Source organism: Brevundimonas sp. (genome assembly GCF_032017145.1).
Taxonomy (GTDB): domain Bacteria; phylum Pseudomonadota; class Alphaproteobacteria; order Caulobacterales; family Caulobacteraceae; genus Brevundimonas.
The window spans coordinates 1-18,723 of the sequence record NZ_DALZQC010000012.1 but is presented as its reverse complement, the minus strand read 5'-3'; the positions used below and the strand labels follow the sequence as shown (position 1 = coordinate 18,723).

General features: G+C 67.8%; 13 protein-coding genes and 1 pseudogene. 10 read left to right on the top strand and 4 right to left on the bottom strand.

All coding sequences use genetic code 11. The features are described from left to right. Positions 1–2: 2 nt before the first annotated feature. From RTU05_RS03690 to RTU05_RS03675, 4 genes are all read right to left on the bottom strand, one after another. Entirely contained in the window at positions 3–779 is a 777-nt protein-coding gene (locus tag RTU05_RS03690; RefSeq protein ID WP_312595812.1) for an enoyl-CoA hydratase-related protein, read from the bottom strand. A 73-nt stretch (positions 780–852) separates the two neighbouring features. Further along, positions 853–2,277 (bottom strand): aldehyde dehydrogenase family protein, encoded by a 1,425-nt coding sequence (locus tag RTU05_RS03685; protein WP_312595811.1) that lies wholly within the window; start codon positions 2,275–2,277, stop codon positions 853–855. 21 nt (positions 2,278–2,298) lie between these two features. Then, a complete protein-coding gene (locus RTU05_RS03680; RefSeq protein WP_312595809.1) occupies positions 2,299–3,402 on the bottom strand; it encodes an NAD(P)-dependent alcohol dehydrogenase in 1,104 nt (367 codons plus the stop codon). A gap of 113 nt (positions 3,403–3,515) precedes the next feature. Continuing rightward, positions 3,516–4,295 (bottom strand): enoyl-CoA hydratase-related protein, encoded by a 780-nt coding sequence (locus RTU05_RS03675; RefSeq protein ID WP_312595807.1) that lies wholly within the window; start codon positions 4,293–4,295, stop codon positions 3,516–3,518. A gap of 135 nt (positions 4,296–4,430) precedes the next feature. Here RTU05_RS03675 and RTU05_RS03670 point away from each other — a divergent pair, with 135 nt between their 5' ends. The 10 genes and pseudogenes from RTU05_RS03670 (at position 4,431) to RTU05_RS03625 (ending at position 18,648) form a co-directional block, all read left to right on the top strand. After that, positions 4,431–5,534, top strand: a complete 1,104-nt coding sequence (locus tag RTU05_RS03670) for a fatty acid desaturase (RefSeq protein WP_312595805.1) — start codon at positions 4,431–4,433, stop codon at positions 5,532–5,534. Between the two features lie 15 nt (positions 5,535–5,549). Beyond that, on the top strand, positions 5,550–6,629 hold the full coding sequence (locus RTU05_RS03665) for a 2Fe-2S iron-sulfur cluster binding domain-containing protein (RefSeq protein WP_312595803.1): 1,080 nt from the start codon (positions 5,550–5,552) through the stop codon (positions 6,627–6,629). 74 nt (positions 6,630–6,703) lie between these two features. Further along, entirely contained in the window at positions 6,704–9,040 is a 2,337-nt protein-coding gene (locus RTU05_RS03660) for a TonB-dependent receptor (protein WP_312595801.1), read from the top strand. A 176-nt stretch (positions 9,041–9,216) separates the two neighbouring features. Then, the gene (locus tag RTU05_RS03655) at positions 9,217–11,886 is read left to right on the top strand and encodes a LuxR C-terminal-related transcriptional regulator (RefSeq protein WP_312595799.1); all 2,670 of its coding nucleotides are present in this window, start codon (positions 9,217–9,219) and stop codon (positions 11,884–11,886) included. Positions 11,887–12,021: 135 nt separating this feature from the next. Continuing rightward, a pseudogene (locus RTU05_RS03650) lies at positions 12,022–13,110 on the top strand (acetyl-CoA C-acetyltransferase); the annotation flags it as partial. Between the two features lie 14 nt (positions 13,111–13,124). Continuing rightward, on the top strand, positions 13,125–14,408 hold the full coding sequence (locus RTU05_RS03645; protein ID WP_409411590.1) for an AMP-binding protein: 1,284 nt from the start codon (positions 13,125–13,127) through the stop codon (positions 14,406–14,408). A gap of 97 nt (positions 14,409–14,505) precedes the next feature. After that, the gene (locus tag RTU05_RS03640) at positions 14,506–15,267 is read left to right on the top strand and encodes an SDR family NAD(P)-dependent oxidoreductase (RefSeq protein WP_312595796.1); all 762 of its coding nucleotides are present in this window, start codon (positions 14,506–14,508) and stop codon (positions 15,265–15,267) included. A 47-nt stretch (positions 15,268–15,314) separates the two neighbouring features. Then, on the top strand, positions 15,315–15,746 hold the full coding sequence (locus tag RTU05_RS03635) for a nuclear transport factor 2 family protein (protein ID WP_312595795.1): 432 nt from the start codon (positions 15,315–15,317) through the stop codon (positions 15,744–15,746). Next, positions 15,743–16,522 (top strand): SDR family oxidoreductase, encoded by a 780-nt coding sequence (locus RTU05_RS03630; protein WP_312595793.1) that lies wholly within the window; start codon positions 15,743–15,745, stop codon positions 16,520–16,522. The genes RTU05_RS03635 and RTU05_RS03630 overlap by 4 nt, the downstream gene beginning before the upstream one ends. Positions 16,523–16,593: 71 nt before the next feature. Then, positions 16,594–18,648, top strand: a complete 2,055-nt coding sequence (locus RTU05_RS03625; protein WP_312595791.1) for a TonB-dependent receptor domain-containing protein — start codon at positions 16,594–16,596, stop codon at positions 18,646–18,648. Positions 18,649–18,723 lie beyond the last annotated feature (75 nt).

The window sequence follows — 18,723 nt, the reverse complement described above, 5'->3', positions numbered from 1 at the left end:
GTTCAGCGTCCCTTCCAGGCGGGCGCGCGCTTTTCGGCGAAGGCTTTTGGCCCCTCCAGCGCGTCTTCGGAGGCCAGCATCTTCAGCGTCGCGGGGGCGGTCCAGACCTCGGCCAGGCTCTGGTCCAGAGGTTGGTCCAGTCCAGCGAGAACTGCGGCCTTGGTCGCGCGAACGGACATGGGGCTGCATTTCAGGATGTCGTCGGCCCAGCGGCGCGCCGCGCCCAGGACATCAGCCTCGACGACCTCATTGACGAAGCCTAGGGCCAAGCCTTCGTGCGCCGAGACAGGACGGCCGGTCAGCATCAGGCCCATGGCGCGTTTCAGCCCGATCTCGCGCGGCAGGCGTTGAAGCCCGCCGGCCAGGGCCGCCAGTCCCACCTTGGGTTCGGGCAGGGCGAAGGCGGCGCCCTCGACGGCGACGACGATGTCGCACGCCAGGGCCAGTTCGAAACCGCCGCCGAAGGCGAAGCCGTTGACGGCCGCGATCACCGGCTTGTCCAGACCTCTGCGACTGGTCAGCCCGCCGAAGCCGCGCCTCGGCAGGGCCAGGGCGGCGCCCTCGGCCTGGACCTTCAGATCCTGCCCCGCGCAGAAGGCCTTGTCGCCGGCGCCGGTCAGAATGGCGACCCATTGATCCGGGTCCGAGGCGAAGTCGTCGAAGATGTCGCCCAGCGCCTCGTGCGCCGGACCGTTCGGCGCATTTCGCGCCTCGGGTCGATTGATGGTGATGATCGTCAGCGGTCCGTCCCGCTCGACGACGGCGTAGGCTTGGCTCATGGGTCTTGTGCTCTTGTGAAAAGAAAGGCGGCCGAGAGGCTCGACCGCCTTGCAGGACAGGGATGTCGGACGGTCAGGCCGCGACGGGGGCGCGCCGCAGGGTGACGGTCTTGGGGTTGGTGTATTCCAGCAGGCCGCCCAGGCCGTTCTCCTGACCGACGCCGGACTGTTTGTGGCCGGCGAAGGCGGCGAAGGGCGTCAGGGCCAGGCCTTCGTTGATCCAGACGCTGCCGGCCTCCAGTTGCGAGGCCACGCGCATGGCCCGATCCTCGTCCTTGGTCCAGACGGTGGCGGCCAGGCCGAACTCGCTGGCGTTGGCCAGGGCGATGACGTCCTTCTCGTCGCTGAAGCGCATCAGCGGCAGGACGGGGCCGAACTGCTCCTCCTGGACGATCCGACTGGATTCCGGCGGGTTGTCGATCAGGGTGACGGGCACGAACAGGCCGTCGCCGGGCGGCGGGGCGGCCCCCTCGATAACCGTGTGGCCGGAGGCGCGGCTGTCTGCGATCAGGTCGCGCACGCGGTCGTACTGCGGGCGGTTCTGAACGGGACCAAAGGCCACGCCCTGCTGCGACCCGTCGCCGATCGGCAGGGTTCGGGCCATTTCCGCCATGACGTCGCGCACGGCGTCATAGACCTCTTCGTGGACATAGGCGCGTTTGGTGGCCACGCAGATCTGACCGGCGTTGGTGAAGGCGGACCAGAACAGCTTCTCGGCCGTGTCGCGCACGTCCACATCCGGGAAGACGATGGCGGCGTCGTTGCCGCCCAGCTCCAGCGTCAGACGCTTCAACGTCGGCGCCGCGCTCTGCATCACCTTGCGTCCCGTGGCGGTGGAGCCGGTGAAGCTGATCTTGCCGAACGCCTCGTGCGAGGTCATCAGCGGTCCCAGGTGATCGCCGCCCGTGATCAGGTTCAGCACTCCGGCCGGCAGGACCGAGCGCAGCAGCTGGCCGATCTTCAGCACCGTCATGGGGGTGAAGGGCGAGGGCTTCAGGACCATGGTGTTGCCCGCCAGCAGGGCGGGGCCGATCTTCCACATCGACAGCAGGACGGGGAAGTTCCACGGCGAAATCGCCCCCACGACGCCGATGGGCACATGGTGGGTCTCGATACGGTGTTCCGGCGTGTCCTCGACCACGGTGACCGGATCGGCGTAGCTCGAGGTGGCCAGACACCACTGTCCGGCGGCGTTGATCTCGAACGCGGCCTGGTCGATCGGCTTGCCGTGCTCGCGGGTCAGCATCCGCGCCAGTTCGTCGGCGTTGTCCAGCAGGGTCTGGCCGATGGCGGCGACGGCGGCCTGGCGCTCGGCCCAGGGCGTCGCCGCCCATTTCGGGAAGGCGGCCTGGGCAGCGGCGATGGCCGTCTCCAGCTCCGCCTCGCCGGCGTCGGGGGTTTCGCCGACCGGAGAGCCGTCGGCGGGGTTAAGGATCTGCAGTCGCTTCTCGGCGTCCAGATCGACGCCGCCGACGGTCATGGGAAGATAGTCAGTCATGAACAAGCTCCAGGGAAGCGGTCAGTCGAGAATGAGCACGGCCTTCACGCAACGTCCGTCGTGGGCGTCGGCGATGGCCTGGTTGATATCGGCGAAGGGGTAGCGTCGCACGATCTTCTCCAGCGGCAGCTGGCCGGACTGGGTCCACTCCACCAGTTGCGGCAGGAAGACGTCGGGATCGCTGTCGCCCTCGATCACCCCCTTGACGGTGAAGCCATAGGTGATGGCGCCGACGATCGGCACGGGCAGGACCGCGTCCAGCGATCCCGGAACGCCGATCAGCGCCAAAGCGCCCTTGGGCGCCAGCATGCCCAGGGCGCCTTCCAGCGCCTTCACCACGCCGCTGGTGTCCACGATGTTGTCGACGCCGCGCGGCGAGATCGCGCGCACCGCCTCGGTGATGTCGCCGGCCGCCGGGTCGATCACATGATGGGCGCCCAGCTCCGCGCCCAGGGCGCGCCGTTCGGGGCGCGGCTCGATCAGGATGATGGGGTCGCACCCGGCCAGAACGCCGCCCAGCACCGCGCTGAGGCCCACCGCCCCGCCGCCGAGGACGACCAGGGCGCTGCCCTTGCGCGCCTCCAGCGAACGCAGCACCGCCCCGACCCCGGTCTGAACGCCGCAGCCCAAGGGCGCCAGCAGCGACAGGTCCGCGTCGGACGGCGCCTTCACCACATTGCGCTCATGCGCCACCGCCAGGCTGGCGAAGGAGGATTGGCCGAAGAAGACACCGGAGACCGCCTGGCCGTCCTTGCTGAGCGGCGACGTGCCGTCAGGCCTGGCGCAGGCGAAGTTCAGACCCGTGAAACTGTCGCAATAGGCCGGCGCCTCGGCTTCGCAGTTGGCGCAGTGACCGCAGGAATCGAAGGTCAGCAGAACCTTGTCGCCCGGCGCGACCTTGGTGATCTTCTCGCCGATGGCGACGACCTCGCCCGCGCCTTCGTGGCCCAGCACCAGGGGGAAATTCGTACCCATGGCGCCGCTGGCGAAGACCAGGTCGGTGTGACAGATGCCGACGGCCTGGATGCGGACGAGAATCTCGTCCGGTCGCGGCTGGGCGACATCCAGCTCTTCCAGCACGAACGGGGTGTTCGGTTCCTTAAGAACCGCAGCGACGGCTTTCACAGGAGGTCTCCTCGCGTTTCTGTTTGACCCGAGTGTTGCGCCCTTTCACATCGCCCGCCCCCCATCCAAAGTCTGGGGGGGGGAAGGGGCGCCCAGCGGCTTGGTCCTGGCGCTCAGTCGCGGTCGAACACCGGGGCGCGACGCCCAACGAAGGCGGCGATGCCCTCCAGGGCGTCAGGCTCGCCCCCGCAGGCCGAGATGGCGCGCGCTTCGGCTTCCAGCTGGCTTTCCAGGGCGGCGGCGAAACTGTCGGCCAGCAGCATTCTGGACCGCCCGATGGCCAGGGTCGGGGCCGCCGACAGCCGTTCGGCCATGGCCTGGGTTTCGGCGGCCAGATCCGCGCTCGGGCAGACGAACGTCGCCAGGCCCTGGTCCAGGGCCTCGGCCGCCGAGAGTTTGCGGTTCAGCAGGATGAAGGCCTGGGCCCGCCTGAGCCCCATCAGCTTCGGCAACAGGAAGGTCGCCCCGCCGTCCGGCGACAGGCCCACGCCGGGATAGGCCACGGAGAAGCTGGCCGCGTCCGACGCCAGCACGATGTCGCCGATCAGGGCCAGGCTGAGACCGGCCCCGGCGGCCGCGCCGTTGACGGCGGTGATGACCGGCTTGGGCATCCGCGCCAGGCGCGCCACGGCCATGTGCAGCGGCGCCGTCAGGTCGCGCAACAGGCGCGGCAGGTCCGAGCCGGCCGACGAGAAGCCCGCCACGTCGCCCCCCGCGCAGAACATACGCCCGGCGCCGGTCAGGATCACGACCCGGATCGCCGGATCGGCCTCGCAGCGATGAACGGCGTCGAGCAGGGCGCGGCAACTGTCGGTGTCCAGGGCGTTGCCGACCTCGGGCCGGTTCAGGACGATCCGCGCCGTCTTGCCCTCGATAGTCAGATCGATCGCCATGTTCGCCTCTCTTCGTCGCCGCGTTTGAACGTGGCGCCAGCCATAGGCGGCGGGCGGGCCGGCGACCCCGAACTTCCGGTGGGGGTGCGATCCGGCCCCCGGGGCTAGCTTGCCGTCAAAATGATGGAGGCGCCCGTGAAAGATCCTGCCAAATATCTGATCTCGCCATTCGTGGTGTGTGTAAGCATCGCCGGGCTGTTGGCCGGCGGCGCCTGGGTTTGGGCCGGTACGGCCCTGGTGCTCGCCCTGCTGGTCATAGATATCGCGCTGCCGCGTGATTTCAGCCGTCGCGATCCACGCTATCCGGCGCTCTACGACACAGTTATCATCTTCACGGTGCTGCTCGGCTTCGTCCAGATCGCGGTCCTGGCCTGGCAGGTCGGTCGCGCCGGATGGACGACGGGAACCATCGTCAGCGCCAGTCTGAACGCCGGTCTGATCGGCTTCGTGCCGATCACCGCCGCCATCCACGAACTGTTCCACCGCCGGTCGCCCTGGCAGCGGGTGTTCGGCCGCTGGAGCCAGATGCTGATCCTGGATCCCCTGCGCGAGCGGACCCATGTGGTGACCCACCACCTGCACGTCGCCACGCCGAACGACCCCGACACGGCGCGTCGCGGCGACAATCTGTACGCCTTCCTGCCGCGTTCCCTGGCGCACCAGATGCTGGACGCCTGGAAGCTGGACCGCATGGTCTGCACCAAGCGCGGCGTCGGGATGATTTCCCAGCACGGCATGGTGTTTCGCGCGGTCCTGGCCGTTGCGGCCTTTCTGATCGCCGCGGCCGTCATCGGCGGCGGCTGGGTCGCGCCCCTGTGCGTGGCCGGCGCCTGTCTGATCCCGCGCGTCAGCCTGGAGATCTTCAACTACGTCGGTCACTACGGTCTGGTGACGGAGCATCCGGGCCGGTTCGCGCCGCGTCACACCTGGAACCACCTCAGCCCCCTGGTGCGGGTTCTCAGCTTCGAGATCACCAACCACGCCGGCCACCACGTCGACAGCTACAAGCCCTTCTATCTGCTGGAGCCGGACCGCACCGGGCCGCAACAGCCGCACTTCCTGGTCTGCGTGCTGCTGGCCTTCGCGCCGCCGGCCTGGTTCGCCGTGATTCGGCCCCGCCTTCAGGACTGGGACGAGCGGTTCGCCACCGACAAGGAGCGCGCCCTGGCCCATGCCGAGAATGTCCGCGCCGGATGGATCGACAAGCCGGCGACCGCGACCATCGTCGCCGCGCGCTGATCAGGTTAGCCGACGATGTTCAATCTGTTCCGCCCCGCGCCGCCGCGCACGATCACCGTGTCGCCGGCGGGCCGCCAGTTCTCGGCCAGAAAAGGCGGGGTTCTTCTGGAAGAGGCGCTGCTGGCCGGCGTGCCGCTTCCGCATAACTGCACCGTGGGCACCTGCGGCGCCTGCAAATGCCGCCTGACCGAGGGCAAGATCGTCGAGCTGACGGACTTCGCCCTGTCGCCCCTGACCGGGGAGGAGTTGCGGGCCGGCTATATCCTGGCCTGCCAGAGTTCGGTTCGAAGCGACGTCACCATCGAGGTCGATCTGGGCTCTCAGGCGGACTTCGCCAAGGTGTCCGGCCGGGTGGCGGGCCAGACCCGCCTGACCTCGGACATCATGGGGCTGCGGATCGTGCTGGATGAGCCGATGACCTATCGGCCCGGCCAGTATGCTCATGTCGGTCTGGAGGGCGTGCCGGTGGCGCGGTCCTTCTCGTTCGCCACGCCGTGCCGGCCGCAGGTCGGGCAGGAGGTTGAGTTCATGATTCGCCTGGCGCCCGGCGGCCAGTTCACCGAGGCGCTGTTCGCCAGGGACTTCACGGGCGAGAAGGCGACGGTCGAGGGACCGCTGGGCGGCTTCGGCCTGTCGGAAGACGAGGCGCCGATGCTGTGCGTCGCGGGGGGAACGGGCCTGGCCCCGATCCTGGCCGTGCTGCAGCACGCGCTCGACAGCGGCCAGACGCGCGACGTGCATTTCTTCCTGGCGGTGCGGTCCCAGGCGGATCTGTTCGGGCTGGAGCGGATCCAGGCCCTGGCCGAGCGCTGGCCCGCGAATTGGCGGTTCGCGCCGATCCTGTCGGCCGAGGCCGAGGATAGCGACTGGATCGGGATGCGTGGATTCGCCGCCTCGGCGCTTGAGCAGTTCAACGGCTTCGGCGGCGCGGCGGGCCACGCCTATCTCTGTGGTCCGCCGATCATGGTCGACAGTTGCGCCGACAGTCTGGCGGCCCAGGGTTGGGCGTCCGACCGGATTCTGGCCGATCGCTTCCTGGATATGTCCAGCGGAACCCAGGCGCGGCTCAAAGATATCGCCGAGGCCAAACCTTAAGTATGGGGCCAGGCCTCGGCGGGCCGCGTACCACCCTCTCAAGATCGCGATAATTGCGACGATGGAGGGAAACCATGAAGCCCAAGACGAAGACTTCGATTCTGGCGTTGAGCGTCGCCCTGGCGGGCGGCTTCGGCGCCGGAGGGGCCATGGCCCAGACGGCGTCGCCGATCCCGCCGGCCGAGCCGCAGGCGGCCACGGTCGACGATATCGTGGTGACGGCGAACCGCCGCAGCCAGAACCTTCAGGACGTGCCCATGGCGATCAACGCCATCGGCGGCGAGGCCCTGGAGAACAAGGGGATCGTCGACACCGCCTCGCTTTCGGCCATCGTGCCGAACCTTCAGGTGAGTTCGCCGTACGGCAAGACCCAGCCGAACTTCAGCCTGCGGGGCGTTTCGGTCGCCAATGAGTTCAACGCCAACCAGGCCTCGCCCAACGGCGTCTATCTGGACGAGGTGTATCTCAGCGCCCGCTTCGCCCAGGGCATGAACCTGTTCGATCTGGAGCGGGTCGAGGTGGTCAAGGGGCCGCAGGGCACGCTTTACGGCCGCAACACCGTCGGCGGCGCCATCAACATCATCACCCGCAAGGCCGAGTTCGCGCCTCTGAACGGCTTCGTCGAGGGTGGATACGGTAACTTCAACCGTTGGTCCCTGACGGGCGCGGCGGGCGGGACCCTGGTCGAGGACCGGCTGGCCTTCCGCATCGCGGGAACGGTCGAGAAGGGCGACGGCCAGTTGAAGAACCTCTTCCCCGGCAATCCCGACGAACGCTCGATCGACAACTACGCCATTCGCGGTTCGCTGCTGTGGAAGCCGACGGACGATCTGTCCTTCCTGGTGCGGGCCTATACCGGCGAGAGCAATCCGACCGGCGAGCCGCCGTTCGTGATCGGTTCGGGTCCCGGCGGCGTGAACCCCATCACCGGCTATTCGCGGCCCAAGGACATGGGCTTCTACGAGACCGCGACCAACTATGTCGGTCATAACCGCGCCCAGGCCAGCGGGATTTCGGTGACCGGAAAGCTGGCGCTCGGCGCCTGGGACCTGATCTCCATCACCGCCTACGACAAGGGTGAACTGCGCGTCGATCAGGACGCCGACGGCGGTCCTGTCGATGAGTTCAACATCAACTGGTATTCGGACTACGAACAGTTCAGCCAGGACATTCGTATCGCGTCCGATCCCAGCCGCCCGGTGCGCGGCATCATCGGCGCCTATTACGGCTGGGATCAGAACAAGACCTTCAACACCTACGACTTCTTCGGCTTCCTGGAAGGGGTGCCGGGCCTGCCGGCGTTCGATCCGCCCAACATCTTCGCCCCTCCGCCCTATCCGGGCCTGTTCGGCGGCGTGCCGGGCGTCTTCAGCGGGTTCAACGTGGATCACCGCTTCACCCAGACGCGCAAGTCGGCGGCCATTTATGGCGACGGCAACTGGGACATCACCGACCGGCTGACCCTGACGGCGGGCCTGCGTTATACGCGCGACGATCTGGAACTGACCGATGTCAGCTCGACCGCCCGCAACTACGCCGGCGTGCCGCAGTTCAACTTCATTCCCTTCCTGGCGCCGCCCGGCTCCAAATGCCCCGATACGCCGGGCTGCCCGTCGCTTGAGACCGACTCCAGCAGCGTGACGGGCCGACTGATCCTCAACTACGACGTGGCCGAAGACGTGCTGGCCTATGTCAGCTACAGCCGCGGCTATCGCTCCGGCGCGATCAACGGCACCGCCTATGCATCGCCGACGCAGCTGACCTTCGTCGAGCCGGAAGAGGTCACCGCCTATGAGATCGGCCTGAAGAGCCGCTTCCTGGATCGGCGCCTGCGCATGAACGGGGCGGTCTTCTTCTACGACTACAAGAATCAGCAGTTGCAGGAGATCGTCGGCATCGTTCCCTTCCTTCGCAACGCGCCGGAAGGCCAGGTGCTGGGCGTGGATTTCGACGCCACCTTCGCCGCGACCAACGCCCTGACCTTCAACCTGGGCTTCGGCTATCTGGACAGCGAGTACAAGACGCTGGAGCTGGCGGGCGTGGATCTGAGCGGCAACGTCTTCTCGAACGCGCCCGAGATGACGCTGAACGCCGATGCGGAAATCCGTCTGTTCGACGACGGCGAAAGCGCCTTCATCGTGCGGCCGAACGTGGTCTACACCGGCCATACCTGGCTTTCGCCCTTCAACGACAAGAACGGCAACGCCAATCTTCAGCAGGACGGCTATTGGGTCGCCAATCTTCAGGCCAGCTATGAGCGCGGACCGCTGTCGATCGGCGCCTATGTGAAGAACATCTTCGAGGAGGAGTATTTCTCCTACGGTCTGGACCTTCGCAACTCGATCGGCGTGGACTTCCTGGTGCGCGGCGAGCGGAGGACCTACGGCCTGAACGCCCGATATCGTTTCTGACGCATGACCACAGCGGGAGGCGCGCGAACCGCGTCTCCCTCAAGCGGCCCGAAGGCGCCCGCGTCTCTTGACCTGACGAGAGGCGGATGCTGGCATGACCCGCAATGGCGATCCCGGAAAAACGGGATCGAACGCCCGCACCAAACGCGGACGAAGATCAGGCGGGGGAGCGCTGCATGACGGACGAGTTGAACGGGCCTCAGGATCCGCTTGATGTCCGCGCCGCCTTGCCCGCCCATGTCCGTCCGCCTCGCGCCCATCCCAATCAGATCGCCCGCCCGGCCTTGACCGAGCGGGTGCGGACGGCGGCCCTGACCAAGCGCCTGACCCTGATCTGCGCCCCATCGGGTTATGGCAAGACGACGCTGATGAGCGAGGCGTTCCGCGCGCTGGGCGACGCGGGCGCGGCCTGCCTCTGGTTGAGCGTGACAGAGGCCGATCGCGATGCGGCCTGGCTGTCGCGGATGCTGACCGCCCAGTTGGCGCGCCTGTTCTCGCTGGAGGCCCTGCCGGGTGAGGATTTCGCCTCCCTGGCCTATCGCGCCACCGTCGGCATGGGGCCGCAGGGCGGTCCCGCCGCTGCGCCGGTCGTGGTCCTGATCGACAACTGGAACTTCATCGAGGCGCCCTCGACCAACCGTTTCTTCGATCAGTTGCTGATCGAGACGGATGACCTGGTCAACTTCGTCGTCTCGTCGCGCGGCGTGCCGGAGTTCATGTTCGAGACCTGGCGCATGGCGGGCGCCTTCACCGGACTGGGCGCGCGGGACCTGGCCTTCACCAATGACGAGGCGGCCCAGATTCTGGCGCCGGACGGGGGGCGCGACCTGTCCCTGTCCCTGTTCGGCCTGGTCGAGATGACCGAGGGCTGGCCGGCGGCGGTGCAGCTTCTGCGCCTGGCGCTGGATCAGACGGACGGCGCCGCCGCGCGCGGCATGGACCTGTCGGGGCCGAAATCCGATGTGGCGCGCTATCTCAGCAAGGCCTTCTTCAACCATCTGCCCGCGCCCCGTCAGGCGTTTCTTCGCGACATCGCCCTGCTGGAGGAGATGACGGCGGAGATGATCGACGAGGTGTTCGGGCGCCAGGAGACGCAGCAGCGGTTCCAGAACCTGCCCAAGGACGACTATTTCATCACCGAGACGGTCGAAGGTTCGGGGCGCTACCGTTTTCACTCGCTGTTCCGCGACTTCCTGTTGTCGCAGCGACAGGCGGGCGCCGACGATGCGGCCCGCGACGTCTATGCGCGGGCCAGCGCCTGGCATCTGAAACGGGGCGAACACGAACAGGCCATCGGCTACGCCCTGAAGGCCGGGGGCGACGATGTCCTGGCCATGATCGAGGATTACGGCGACAGCCGTCTGGCGCTGGACGGCAAGGTGTTTCTGTTCACCCAGTGGATCGACACCCTGGTCGAGCGCGGAACCGACCTCAGTGACGGGGTCAAGCACTGGTGGCTGTGGAGCCTGGTGTTCAGCGGGCGCTGGCGCGACGCCCTGGCGGTGCAGAACCGATTGGACGATGCGGCCCATCCGGTGATCGCCGCCACCCTGTCGGCCTTCAGCGACGATCAGCCGACCCTGCGGCGGACGGTGGACCGCTGGCTGGCCGATGGCGCGCCCGGTTCGGCCTTCAACCAATGCGTCATGTACTGCGCCGCCGCCGTCGCCGAACTGGCCCAGGGGTCGTTCGACAGCGCGCAGCAGTCGATGCACCGCGCCCGCTTCGCCATCGACAAGACCGACTTCTCCTATGGCCGCGTCTGGGTCCTGGCCCTGACGGCCTTCACCAGTCTGCTGAAGGGCAAGGTCAACGAGGGCGGGCTGAAGGCCAGGGAGGCGATCCGAACCGTCGAGGCCCTGATGGGGCCGCACGCCCCCATCGCACGCGTCGCCCGCCTGGTCGCGGCCTCCGTCGAATGGTACGCCTGCGACGACGAGGGCGCGATTTCGGACCTTGAGAAGGCGGAACAGTCCGACGACGAGCACGGCCTGCCCCTGATCGTCGTCTGCGCGGCGTCCGTGGCGCGCGCCCTAAGCCTGAACTGGAAAGAGCGTCGGCTTGAGAACCATCTGCGGTCGCCGGCGATCAATCTGATCCGCGAGGCCTACAGGCTGGAGGCGGTGACCCAGAAGGACGTGGACCTGGCGGTGCTGGAGGACGCGGTGGCGGTGTTCGATGCGCGCATGGACGCGGCCAAGAGCGCGGACCCGCACTTCCTGGCGCATGGCTGGCAGCTGCGAGATCTGAACATAGGCATCCAGGCCCGCCTTCAGATCCGCCGAGGCAATCTGGAGCAGGCGCTGAACCTGCTGGTGCCGGGTATCACCGACGCCCAGCGCAAGGGCAGGGGGTTGGCGGACATGCAACTGACCCTGCTGCGCGCCTCGGCCCTGTACCGGATGGGCAAACAGGCCACCGCGCTCAGGCTGGTGATCCAATGCGCCGAGACGGCGGTTCGCGACGGGCTGTACCGGCCGTTCCTGCGCGAACGCCGCTTCATCGAGCCGATGTTCAAACAACTGGCCGAGGCCGGAGAGCGCACGCCTCTGGGCAATAATCCCCGCGCGTGGCGGCGGTTCTGCGACCTGCTGGGGCTGGAGGTCCGGGCCGAGGCGCGCCTGGTGCAGACGGCCGAGGCGCACGACGCCGGGTTCCAGATCACCGAGCGCGAGCGTGAGATGCTGGAGTTCCTGGACGGCGGCCTGAGCAATCAGGAGATCGGCGTGCGTCTGGGCATCGCGGTGCCGACCGTCAAATGGCATCTGCATAATCTGTTCTCCAAGATCGAGGTCCGCAATCGGGCCAGCGCGGTGCGGCTGGCGCGCGACCTACACCTGATCTGACGCCGCCCGGTCCCCGGCCGATTCCGGTCGGCGCCCGCCATACTTTCGTCGGGGGCGCGGTGCGTCGGGCGGCCCTAGGCCTCTGAGTCAGAGAGGCGTCCGGGCTGACCCTCGCAACACCGGAAGGATCGGATCATGGCTGAGGCCTATATCGTTGAGGCGGTTCGCACCGCAGGCGGCAAGCGCGCGGGACGGCTGGCGGGCTGGCACCCCGTCGATCTGGGCGCAGAGGTGCTGAACGCGGTCGTCGAGCGCAGCGGGCTGGACCCGGCAGGGGTCGACGACGTCATCATGGGCTGTGTGATGCAGGCCGGCGAACAGGCCTTCGCCTTCGGCCGCAACGCCGTCCTGTCCTCGCGTCTGGCCAATTCGACGCCGGCGGTGACCATCGACCGTCAGTGCGGCTCGTCGCAGCAGGCGGTGTCCTTCGCGGCCCAGGCGGTGATGTCGGGCGTCCAGGACGTGGTCATCGCCGCCGGCTCCGAAAGCATGACGCGCGTGCCGATGTTCTCCAACTTCACCCTGCACGAAAAGGCCGGGATCGGCGAAGGGCCGTTGAGCGCCAAGCTGAAGGCCGAATGGGGCGTCCAGAACTTCAGCCAGTTCCTGGGCGCGGAAATGCTGGCCAAGAAGCACGGACTGGACCGCGACACCCTGGATCGCTTCGCCCTGGAAAGCCACCGCCGCGCCATCGAGGCCACCGAGGCGGGCGCCTTCGACAAGGAGATCGTCGAGCTGACCGTGGACACGCCCGAAGGGCCGCAGGTCCACCGCCGGGACGAAGGCATCCGCTACGACGCCACCCTGGAATCGATCGGATCGGTCAAGCTGCTGCACGACGGCGGCGTGATCTCGGCCGCCAACGCCAGCCAGATCTGCGACGGCGCCGCCGCCGTCCTGGTGGTCAGCGAACGCGCGCTCCAGACCCACGGCCTGACGCCCATCGCGCGCATCCACAACATGACGGTCACGGCGGGCGATCCGCTGATCATGCTGGAAGAGCCGATCTTCGCCACGCGCCGGGCGCTGGAGCGCACCGGACTGTCGCTGGACGACATCGACCTTTACGAAGTGAACGAAGCCTTCGCCAGCGTGCCGGTGGCCTGGGCGAACACCCTTGGCGCGGACCCGGAGCGGATGAACGTCAACGGCGGCGCCATCGCCCTGGGCCACCCGCTGGGCGCCTCGGGCGCCAAGCTGACCGCGACCCTGGTCCACGCCCTCAGGGCGACTGGCGACTGGCCATTCGCGAGGTCGAGGCCATTCTCGACGACAGCGAGCCGCGCCTGGTCATCGTGTCGGAAGAGTTCGCCGGTCCCCTGGCCGAAGGCGGTCGCAAGGGTTGGGTCGCGGGCGCGGGCGCGGATGGCGTGCTGCCGTCCCTGCGCTCGGCCGCTCAAGAGGCCGCCGACATCGCCCCGGTCGGCGACGCCGCCGCCCCCTTCCTGCAACTCTACACCAGCGGTACGACCGGTGTGCCCAAGGGCGTGCCCCAGACGCACCTGAACCATATGGCGGCCTATCGCGCCTGGGCCGACAGCGGCATCGGCCGATGGGCGCCGGGCGACGTCTGTCTGATCGCTCTTCCGGTCTTCCACGCCATCGGCGCGAACTTCACCCTGTTCACCCTGCTGCAGGGCGGGGCCGTCTATCTGCTGCGCGAGTTCTCGCCGGACAGCGCGCTCAAGGCGTTGGACCAGGGCGGGGTGACGCGCATGCCGCTGGTGCCGACCCTGATCGACATGCTGAGCCGCGACGAGCGCGTGCAGGCGTTGAACCACGCACGCCTGCAGTCGATCATCTATGGCGGATCGGGCATCTCCCTGCCCACGCTTCAGCGCGGCATGACGGTGTTCGGCTGCCAGTTCACCCAGGTCTATGCGGCGACCGAAACCACGGCGGCCGCCGTCAGCCTGTCGCCCGACGACCATCTGGGCGAGAACCCGCCCCTGCGGGCCGCCGGGCGCGTGCAGAAGGGCCTGGAGCTGAAGGTGGTCAACGAGCGTGTTGAGGAAGCCGCCACGGGCGAGGTCGGCGAAATCGCCCTGCGGGGCGCCTCCATCATGGGCGGCTATTGGCGTCGCCCCGCCGAGACGGCCAAGGTTCTCCGCGACGGCTGGTACATGACCGGCGACGCCGGCTTCGTGGACGAGACGGGCCTGGTGACCGTGGTCGACCGCACCCGCGACATGATGATCAGCGGCGGCGAGAACGTCTATCCGTCAGAGGTCGAGGCGGCGCTTCTGGAGCACCCGGACATTCAGGAGACGGCGGTGTTTGGCGTGCCCGACGCCCGCTGGGGCAGCCGGATCGCGGCGGCGGCCGTTCTGCGTCCCGGGGTGAACCCCGCGACCGTGGACCTGGCGACCGTCCGCACCTTCCTGGAAAGCCGGATCGCCCGATACAAGCATCCGCGCCAGCTGATGATCCTGGACCAGTTGCCGCGCACCCCGACCGGCAAGGTCGTGCGCGGCGTCCTGATCGAGGCCGCCGAACGCGAGGCGGCGCCCGCCCCGGTCTAGTCGCGCCCGAACAAGGCGGCCGCGCCGCGTCCCAAGATTTCCCTTCGACGCCCGCCATCGGGCGTCGTCCCCGTTCGCATTCCAGTTGGAGAACACCATGATCACCGAAGCCATCCCGGCCATCGTCACCGGCGGCGCATCCGGCCTGGGCGCCGCGACGGCGCGAACCCTCGCCAAGGGCGGGGCCAAGGTGACGATCTTCGATCTGAACGCCGAAGCCGGCCGGGCCCTGGCCGACAGCATCGGCGGTGCCTTTCTTCAGGTGAACGTCACCGACGCCGAGGCGGTCGCCGGCGCCCTGGAAGAGGCCGTGGGTCTGCATGGCAAGGCCCGCATCCTGGTCAACTGCGCCGGCATCGGCCCGCCCAACAAGGTGATCGGCAAGGATGGCCAGCCCCTGGCCCTGGAGCTGTTCCACAAGATCATCGCCATCAATCTGATCGGCACCTTCAATGTGATGTCCAAGTTCGCCGCCCGTCTGCACGACGCCGATCCGGTGGGCGAGGAGCGCGGCGTGGTCATCAACACCGCCAGCGTCGCCGCCTTCGACGGTCAGATCGGCCAGGCGGCCTATGCGGCCTCCAAGGCGGGCATCGTCGGCATGGCCCTACCGGTCGCACGCGAGTTCGCCCGCTACGGCATTCGCGTGATGACCATCGCCCCCGGCATCTTCTGGACGCCCCTGCTGGAAAGCCTGCCCAAGGAGGCGCAGGATTCGCTGGGCAAGCAGGTGCCGTTCCCCAGCCGTCTGGGACAGCCGGAAGAGTTCGCCCATCTGGTGTCGTCGATCGTGGCCAACCCCATGCTGAACGGCGAAGTGATCCGCCTGGACGGCGCCATCCGCATGGGCGCCAAATAGGCGTCCGACGCCCCGTCCACGAGGCGCGAAGCACGAGGCCTTGAACCATGCCGACAGACGCAGTCAGCGCCCGCATCATCGCGGCGTTCCAGGACAAGGCTCCGGGTGCGCTGGACAGTCTGTTGGCCGAGGATGTGGAGTTGCGTCCCCCGACCTATGGAAAATCCTGGAGGGGCCGGGGGCTTGTGGCCCCGCTTCTCGGGTTCGCGGCCGCGTCGTTCGATCGCCTGAGCTACACCGATGTCGTGGCGGATGGCGACATCCTGATCCTGCGCTTCGAAGCCGAGGTGGAGGGGCAGGCCCTGTCCGGCGTCGACTGGGTGCTCCTGAACGATGAAGGCCTGATCTCGGTCTTCGAAATCTTTTCTCGGCCGCCCAAGGTCGCCCTGCTGTTTCTCGAAAGAATGACCGCCAGGATCAGGGAGCATCCAGACATCGCCGCCATGATGCGCGGCCCAGCGCCAGGAGACGCGACATGAAACCGTCGTTCGAGAACAAGGTCGCCTTCATCGCCGGCGCCTCCGGGGGGATCAACCTTGCCATCGCGGAGGCCTATGGCCGGGCCGGGGCGCGGGTGGTCATCCTCAGTCGCAATCCCGAACGGATCGAGCCTGCGGCCGAGGGTTTGCGCGCGCTTGGCCTCGATGCGACGGCCTATGCCGGGGATGTCCGAGACCATGACCAGCTGGAAGCGATCTTCGCCGAGGTCGCCGAAACCCATGGCCCCATCAATGTCCTGGTGTCCGGCGCCGCCGGGAATTTCCTGGCGCCGGCGGCCAAGCTGTCGGCCAATGGGTTCAAGACGGTGGTCGACATCGACCTTCTGGGCACCTTCAACGTCTTCCACGCGGCCTTCGCCTATCTGCGAAAGCCCGGCGCGGCCCTGATCGCCATCACGGCGGGTCAGGCCGTCAATCCCATGCCCTTCCAGGTGCACGCCTGCGCCGCCAAGGCCGGCGTCAACATGGTGGTCAAATGCCTGGCGCTGGAATGGGGACCGGCCGGCGTGCGGGTCAACGCCATCTCGCCCGGACCCATCAAGGATACAGAAGGCATGGCCCGTCTGACCGCCGATCCGGTGTCCGAGGCCGCCTTGAAGGGACGGTTGGCCCTGCGGGATTACGGAACCCGCCAGGACATCGCCCAGGCGGCCCTCTATCTGGCCAGCGAAGCGGCCGGTTACGTCACGGGAGCCATCCTCAACGTCGACGGCGGCAACGACCTGGGCGACGCCAGCGCCGATGCGTTGAACTGAGCAACATCATCCCTCATTCTTGCATTTGATAACTATTCTCATTAACAGCGAGGCGGATTTGAGGATTCGTCATGCGCCGTCACCTGTTGCTCGCCACCGTTTTCGCCGTTGCGCCCGTTTCGGCGCTCGCCCAGGCGCAGCAGCCCGCGGCGCTCGAGGATGTGGTGGTCACGGCTTCGACGCGCGCGCAGCGGGTGGTGGAGGCGCCGGCCTCGATTTCAGTGGTGACGGCAGAGACCCTGGCCAATCGACCAAACGCGGACCTGACCGATGCGCTGCGGGACGTGGAGGGCGTGTCGATCAGCGGCGGGTCGAACAATCAGGACGTCTTCATTCGGGGCCTGCCCGGCAGCTACACCTTGGTGCTGGTGGACGGTAAGCGCCAGTCCACGCGCGACAGCCGGGTCAACGGCAACGCCGGCTTCGAACAGAGTTTCACCCCGCCGTCCGGCGCCATCGAGCGGATCGAGGTGGTGCGCGGGCCGATGTCGTCGCTGTATGGATCGGACGCCATCGGCGGGGTCATCAACATCATCACCAAGAAGGTGCCCGAGCGCTGGGGCGGCTCCATCGGCGGCGACTATGTGGCCCAGGAGAAGAACGCTTCGGGCGATTGGCGCCAGGCGCAGGGCTATCTGGCCGGGCCGCTGGCGGACGGCGTGCTGGGCGCGCAGATCTGGGGCCGCACCTACAAGCGCGACGAGGATCGCATCCTGGGCGGCGTCAACGGCGGCGAGGACTGGAACCTGACCGGCCGCCTGGCCTGGACGCCGAATACGGATCACGAGGTGCTGCTGCAGGTCGACCGCACCGATGTCCGGCGCGAGAACACCGCCGGCGCGACCCTGGCCGCCACGGCCGCGTCCAACTACAACACCAATGAGCGGACGGCCGCCTCCCTGGGCTGGAACGGCCGTTGGGACTGGGGGACTAGCGCCCTGTCGGTGCTGCGTGAACAGACCCAGCGAAAGACCTTCACCCAGCGCAGCGGTTCGTTCACTCAGGACGCGCGCGCGCCCGAACTGACCAACACCGTCTATGACGCCCTGTTCAACATCCCGCTGGAAGGGTCGCGCCTGGGCGATCACCAGCTGGTGGTCGGCGGTCAGTATATCGAGAACAAGCTGGTCGATCTGAACCCCGGCGTCAGCGCGACCCAGCCGGGAACCTTCACCGTATGGCAGCGCGCTCTGTTCGTCGAGGACGAATGGCGGTTGAACGACCGCCTGGCCCTGACCGCCGGCCTGCGTTTCGACGACCACGAACGCTATGGCTCGCACTGGAGCCCGCGTCTTTATGCGGTCTGGACCCCGGCCGAGGCCTGGACGATCAAGGGCGGCGTCTCCACCGGCTTCCGGGCGCCCGAACTGCGTCAGGTGGCGACCGGCTATGCCTACACCACCGGCGGCGCCAACTGCTCGGTCGGACCGAACGGGACCTGCGGCGTCATCCTGGGCGATCCGAACATCGAACCCGAGACCAGCACCAACTATGAGATCAGCGTGCTGTGGAACCCGTCCACCACCCTGTCGGCCAGCGCGACGGTGTTCCGCACCGCCTTCAAGGACAAGATCGACAGCGCCCTGGTCTATAACGCCAACGGGACCATCGCCCGCTGGAGCGAGAACCCGAACTATCGCCTCTACTACTGGTACAATCTTCAGGACGCCGATCTGCAGGGCGTGGAGCTTTCGGGGCGCTGGCGGCCCATCGACCGCCTGGGTCTGAAGGCGGGCTACACCTATACCGAATCCGAGCAGAAGTCGGGGACCTACAAGGGTCTGCCGCTGTCGCGCACGCCCGAGCATATGGCCAACCTGCGCGCCGACTATGACGTCAGCGAGCGGCTGAACCTGTGGGGCGCGGTCAACTATCACGGAGCCGAGCTGAACGCCGGCCTGCGCGTGGGGGCGAACGGCCAGCCGATCCTGAACGGCTCGACCCAGGTCGGGCGGCGCTATCCCAGCTACACCACTATCGACGTCGGGGCGAACTGGCGCGTGACCCCAGCCGTCAGCCTTAAGGCGGGTGTCTATAATCTGGGCGACGAGGCGATCAATGTCGCCGACTACGACTTCCAGGGCGACGGGCGTCGCGGCTGGATCGGCGTGAACTACACCTTCTGATGCGCCGCGCCCTGCTCATCGCCGTCTGCGGCCTGGCGGTCCTGGCGGCCGCGCCCGCCCTGGCCCAGCCGGCCG

Bases quoted from the DNA above. Each gene is read 5' to 3' on its own strand.
- RTU05_RS03625 (WP_312595791.1), top strand. From the start codon at position 16,594: ATGCGCCGTCACCTGTTGCTCGCCACCGTTTTCGCCGTTGCGCCCGTT.
- RTU05_RS03660 (WP_312595801.1), top strand. From the start codon at position 6,704: ATGAAGCCCAAGACGAAGACTTCGATTCTGGCGTTGAGCGTCGCCCTG.
- RTU05_RS03630 (WP_312595793.1), top strand. From the start codon at position 15,743: ATGAAACCGTCGTTCGAGAACAAGGTCGCCTTCATCGCCGGCGCCTCC.
- RTU05_RS03685 (WP_312595811.1), bottom strand. From the start codon at position 2,277: ATGACTGACTATCTTCCCATGACCGTCGGCGGCGTCGATCTGGACGCC.
- RTU05_RS03655 (WP_312595799.1), top strand. From the start codon at position 9,217: ATGACGGACGAGTTGAACGGGCCTCAGGATCCGCTTGATGTCCGCGCC.
- RTU05_RS03675 (WP_312595807.1), bottom strand. From the start codon at position 4,295: ATGGCGATCGATCTGACTATCGAGGGCAAGACGGCGCGGATCGTCCTG.
- RTU05_RS03635 (WP_312595795.1), top strand. From the start codon at position 15,315: ATGCCGACAGACGCAGTCAGCGCCCGCATCATCGCGGCGTTCCAGGAC.
- RTU05_RS03640 (WP_312595796.1), top strand. From the start codon at position 14,506: ATGATCACCGAAGCCATCCCGGCCATCGTCACCGGCGGCGCATCCGGC.
- RTU05_RS03665 (WP_312595803.1), top strand. From the start codon at position 5,550: ATGTTCAATCTGTTCCGCCCCGCGCCGCCGCGCACGATCACCGTGTCG.
- RTU05_RS03690 (WP_312595812.1), bottom strand. From the start codon at position 779: ATGAGCCAAGCCTACGCCGTCGTCGAGCGGGACGGACCGCTGACGATC.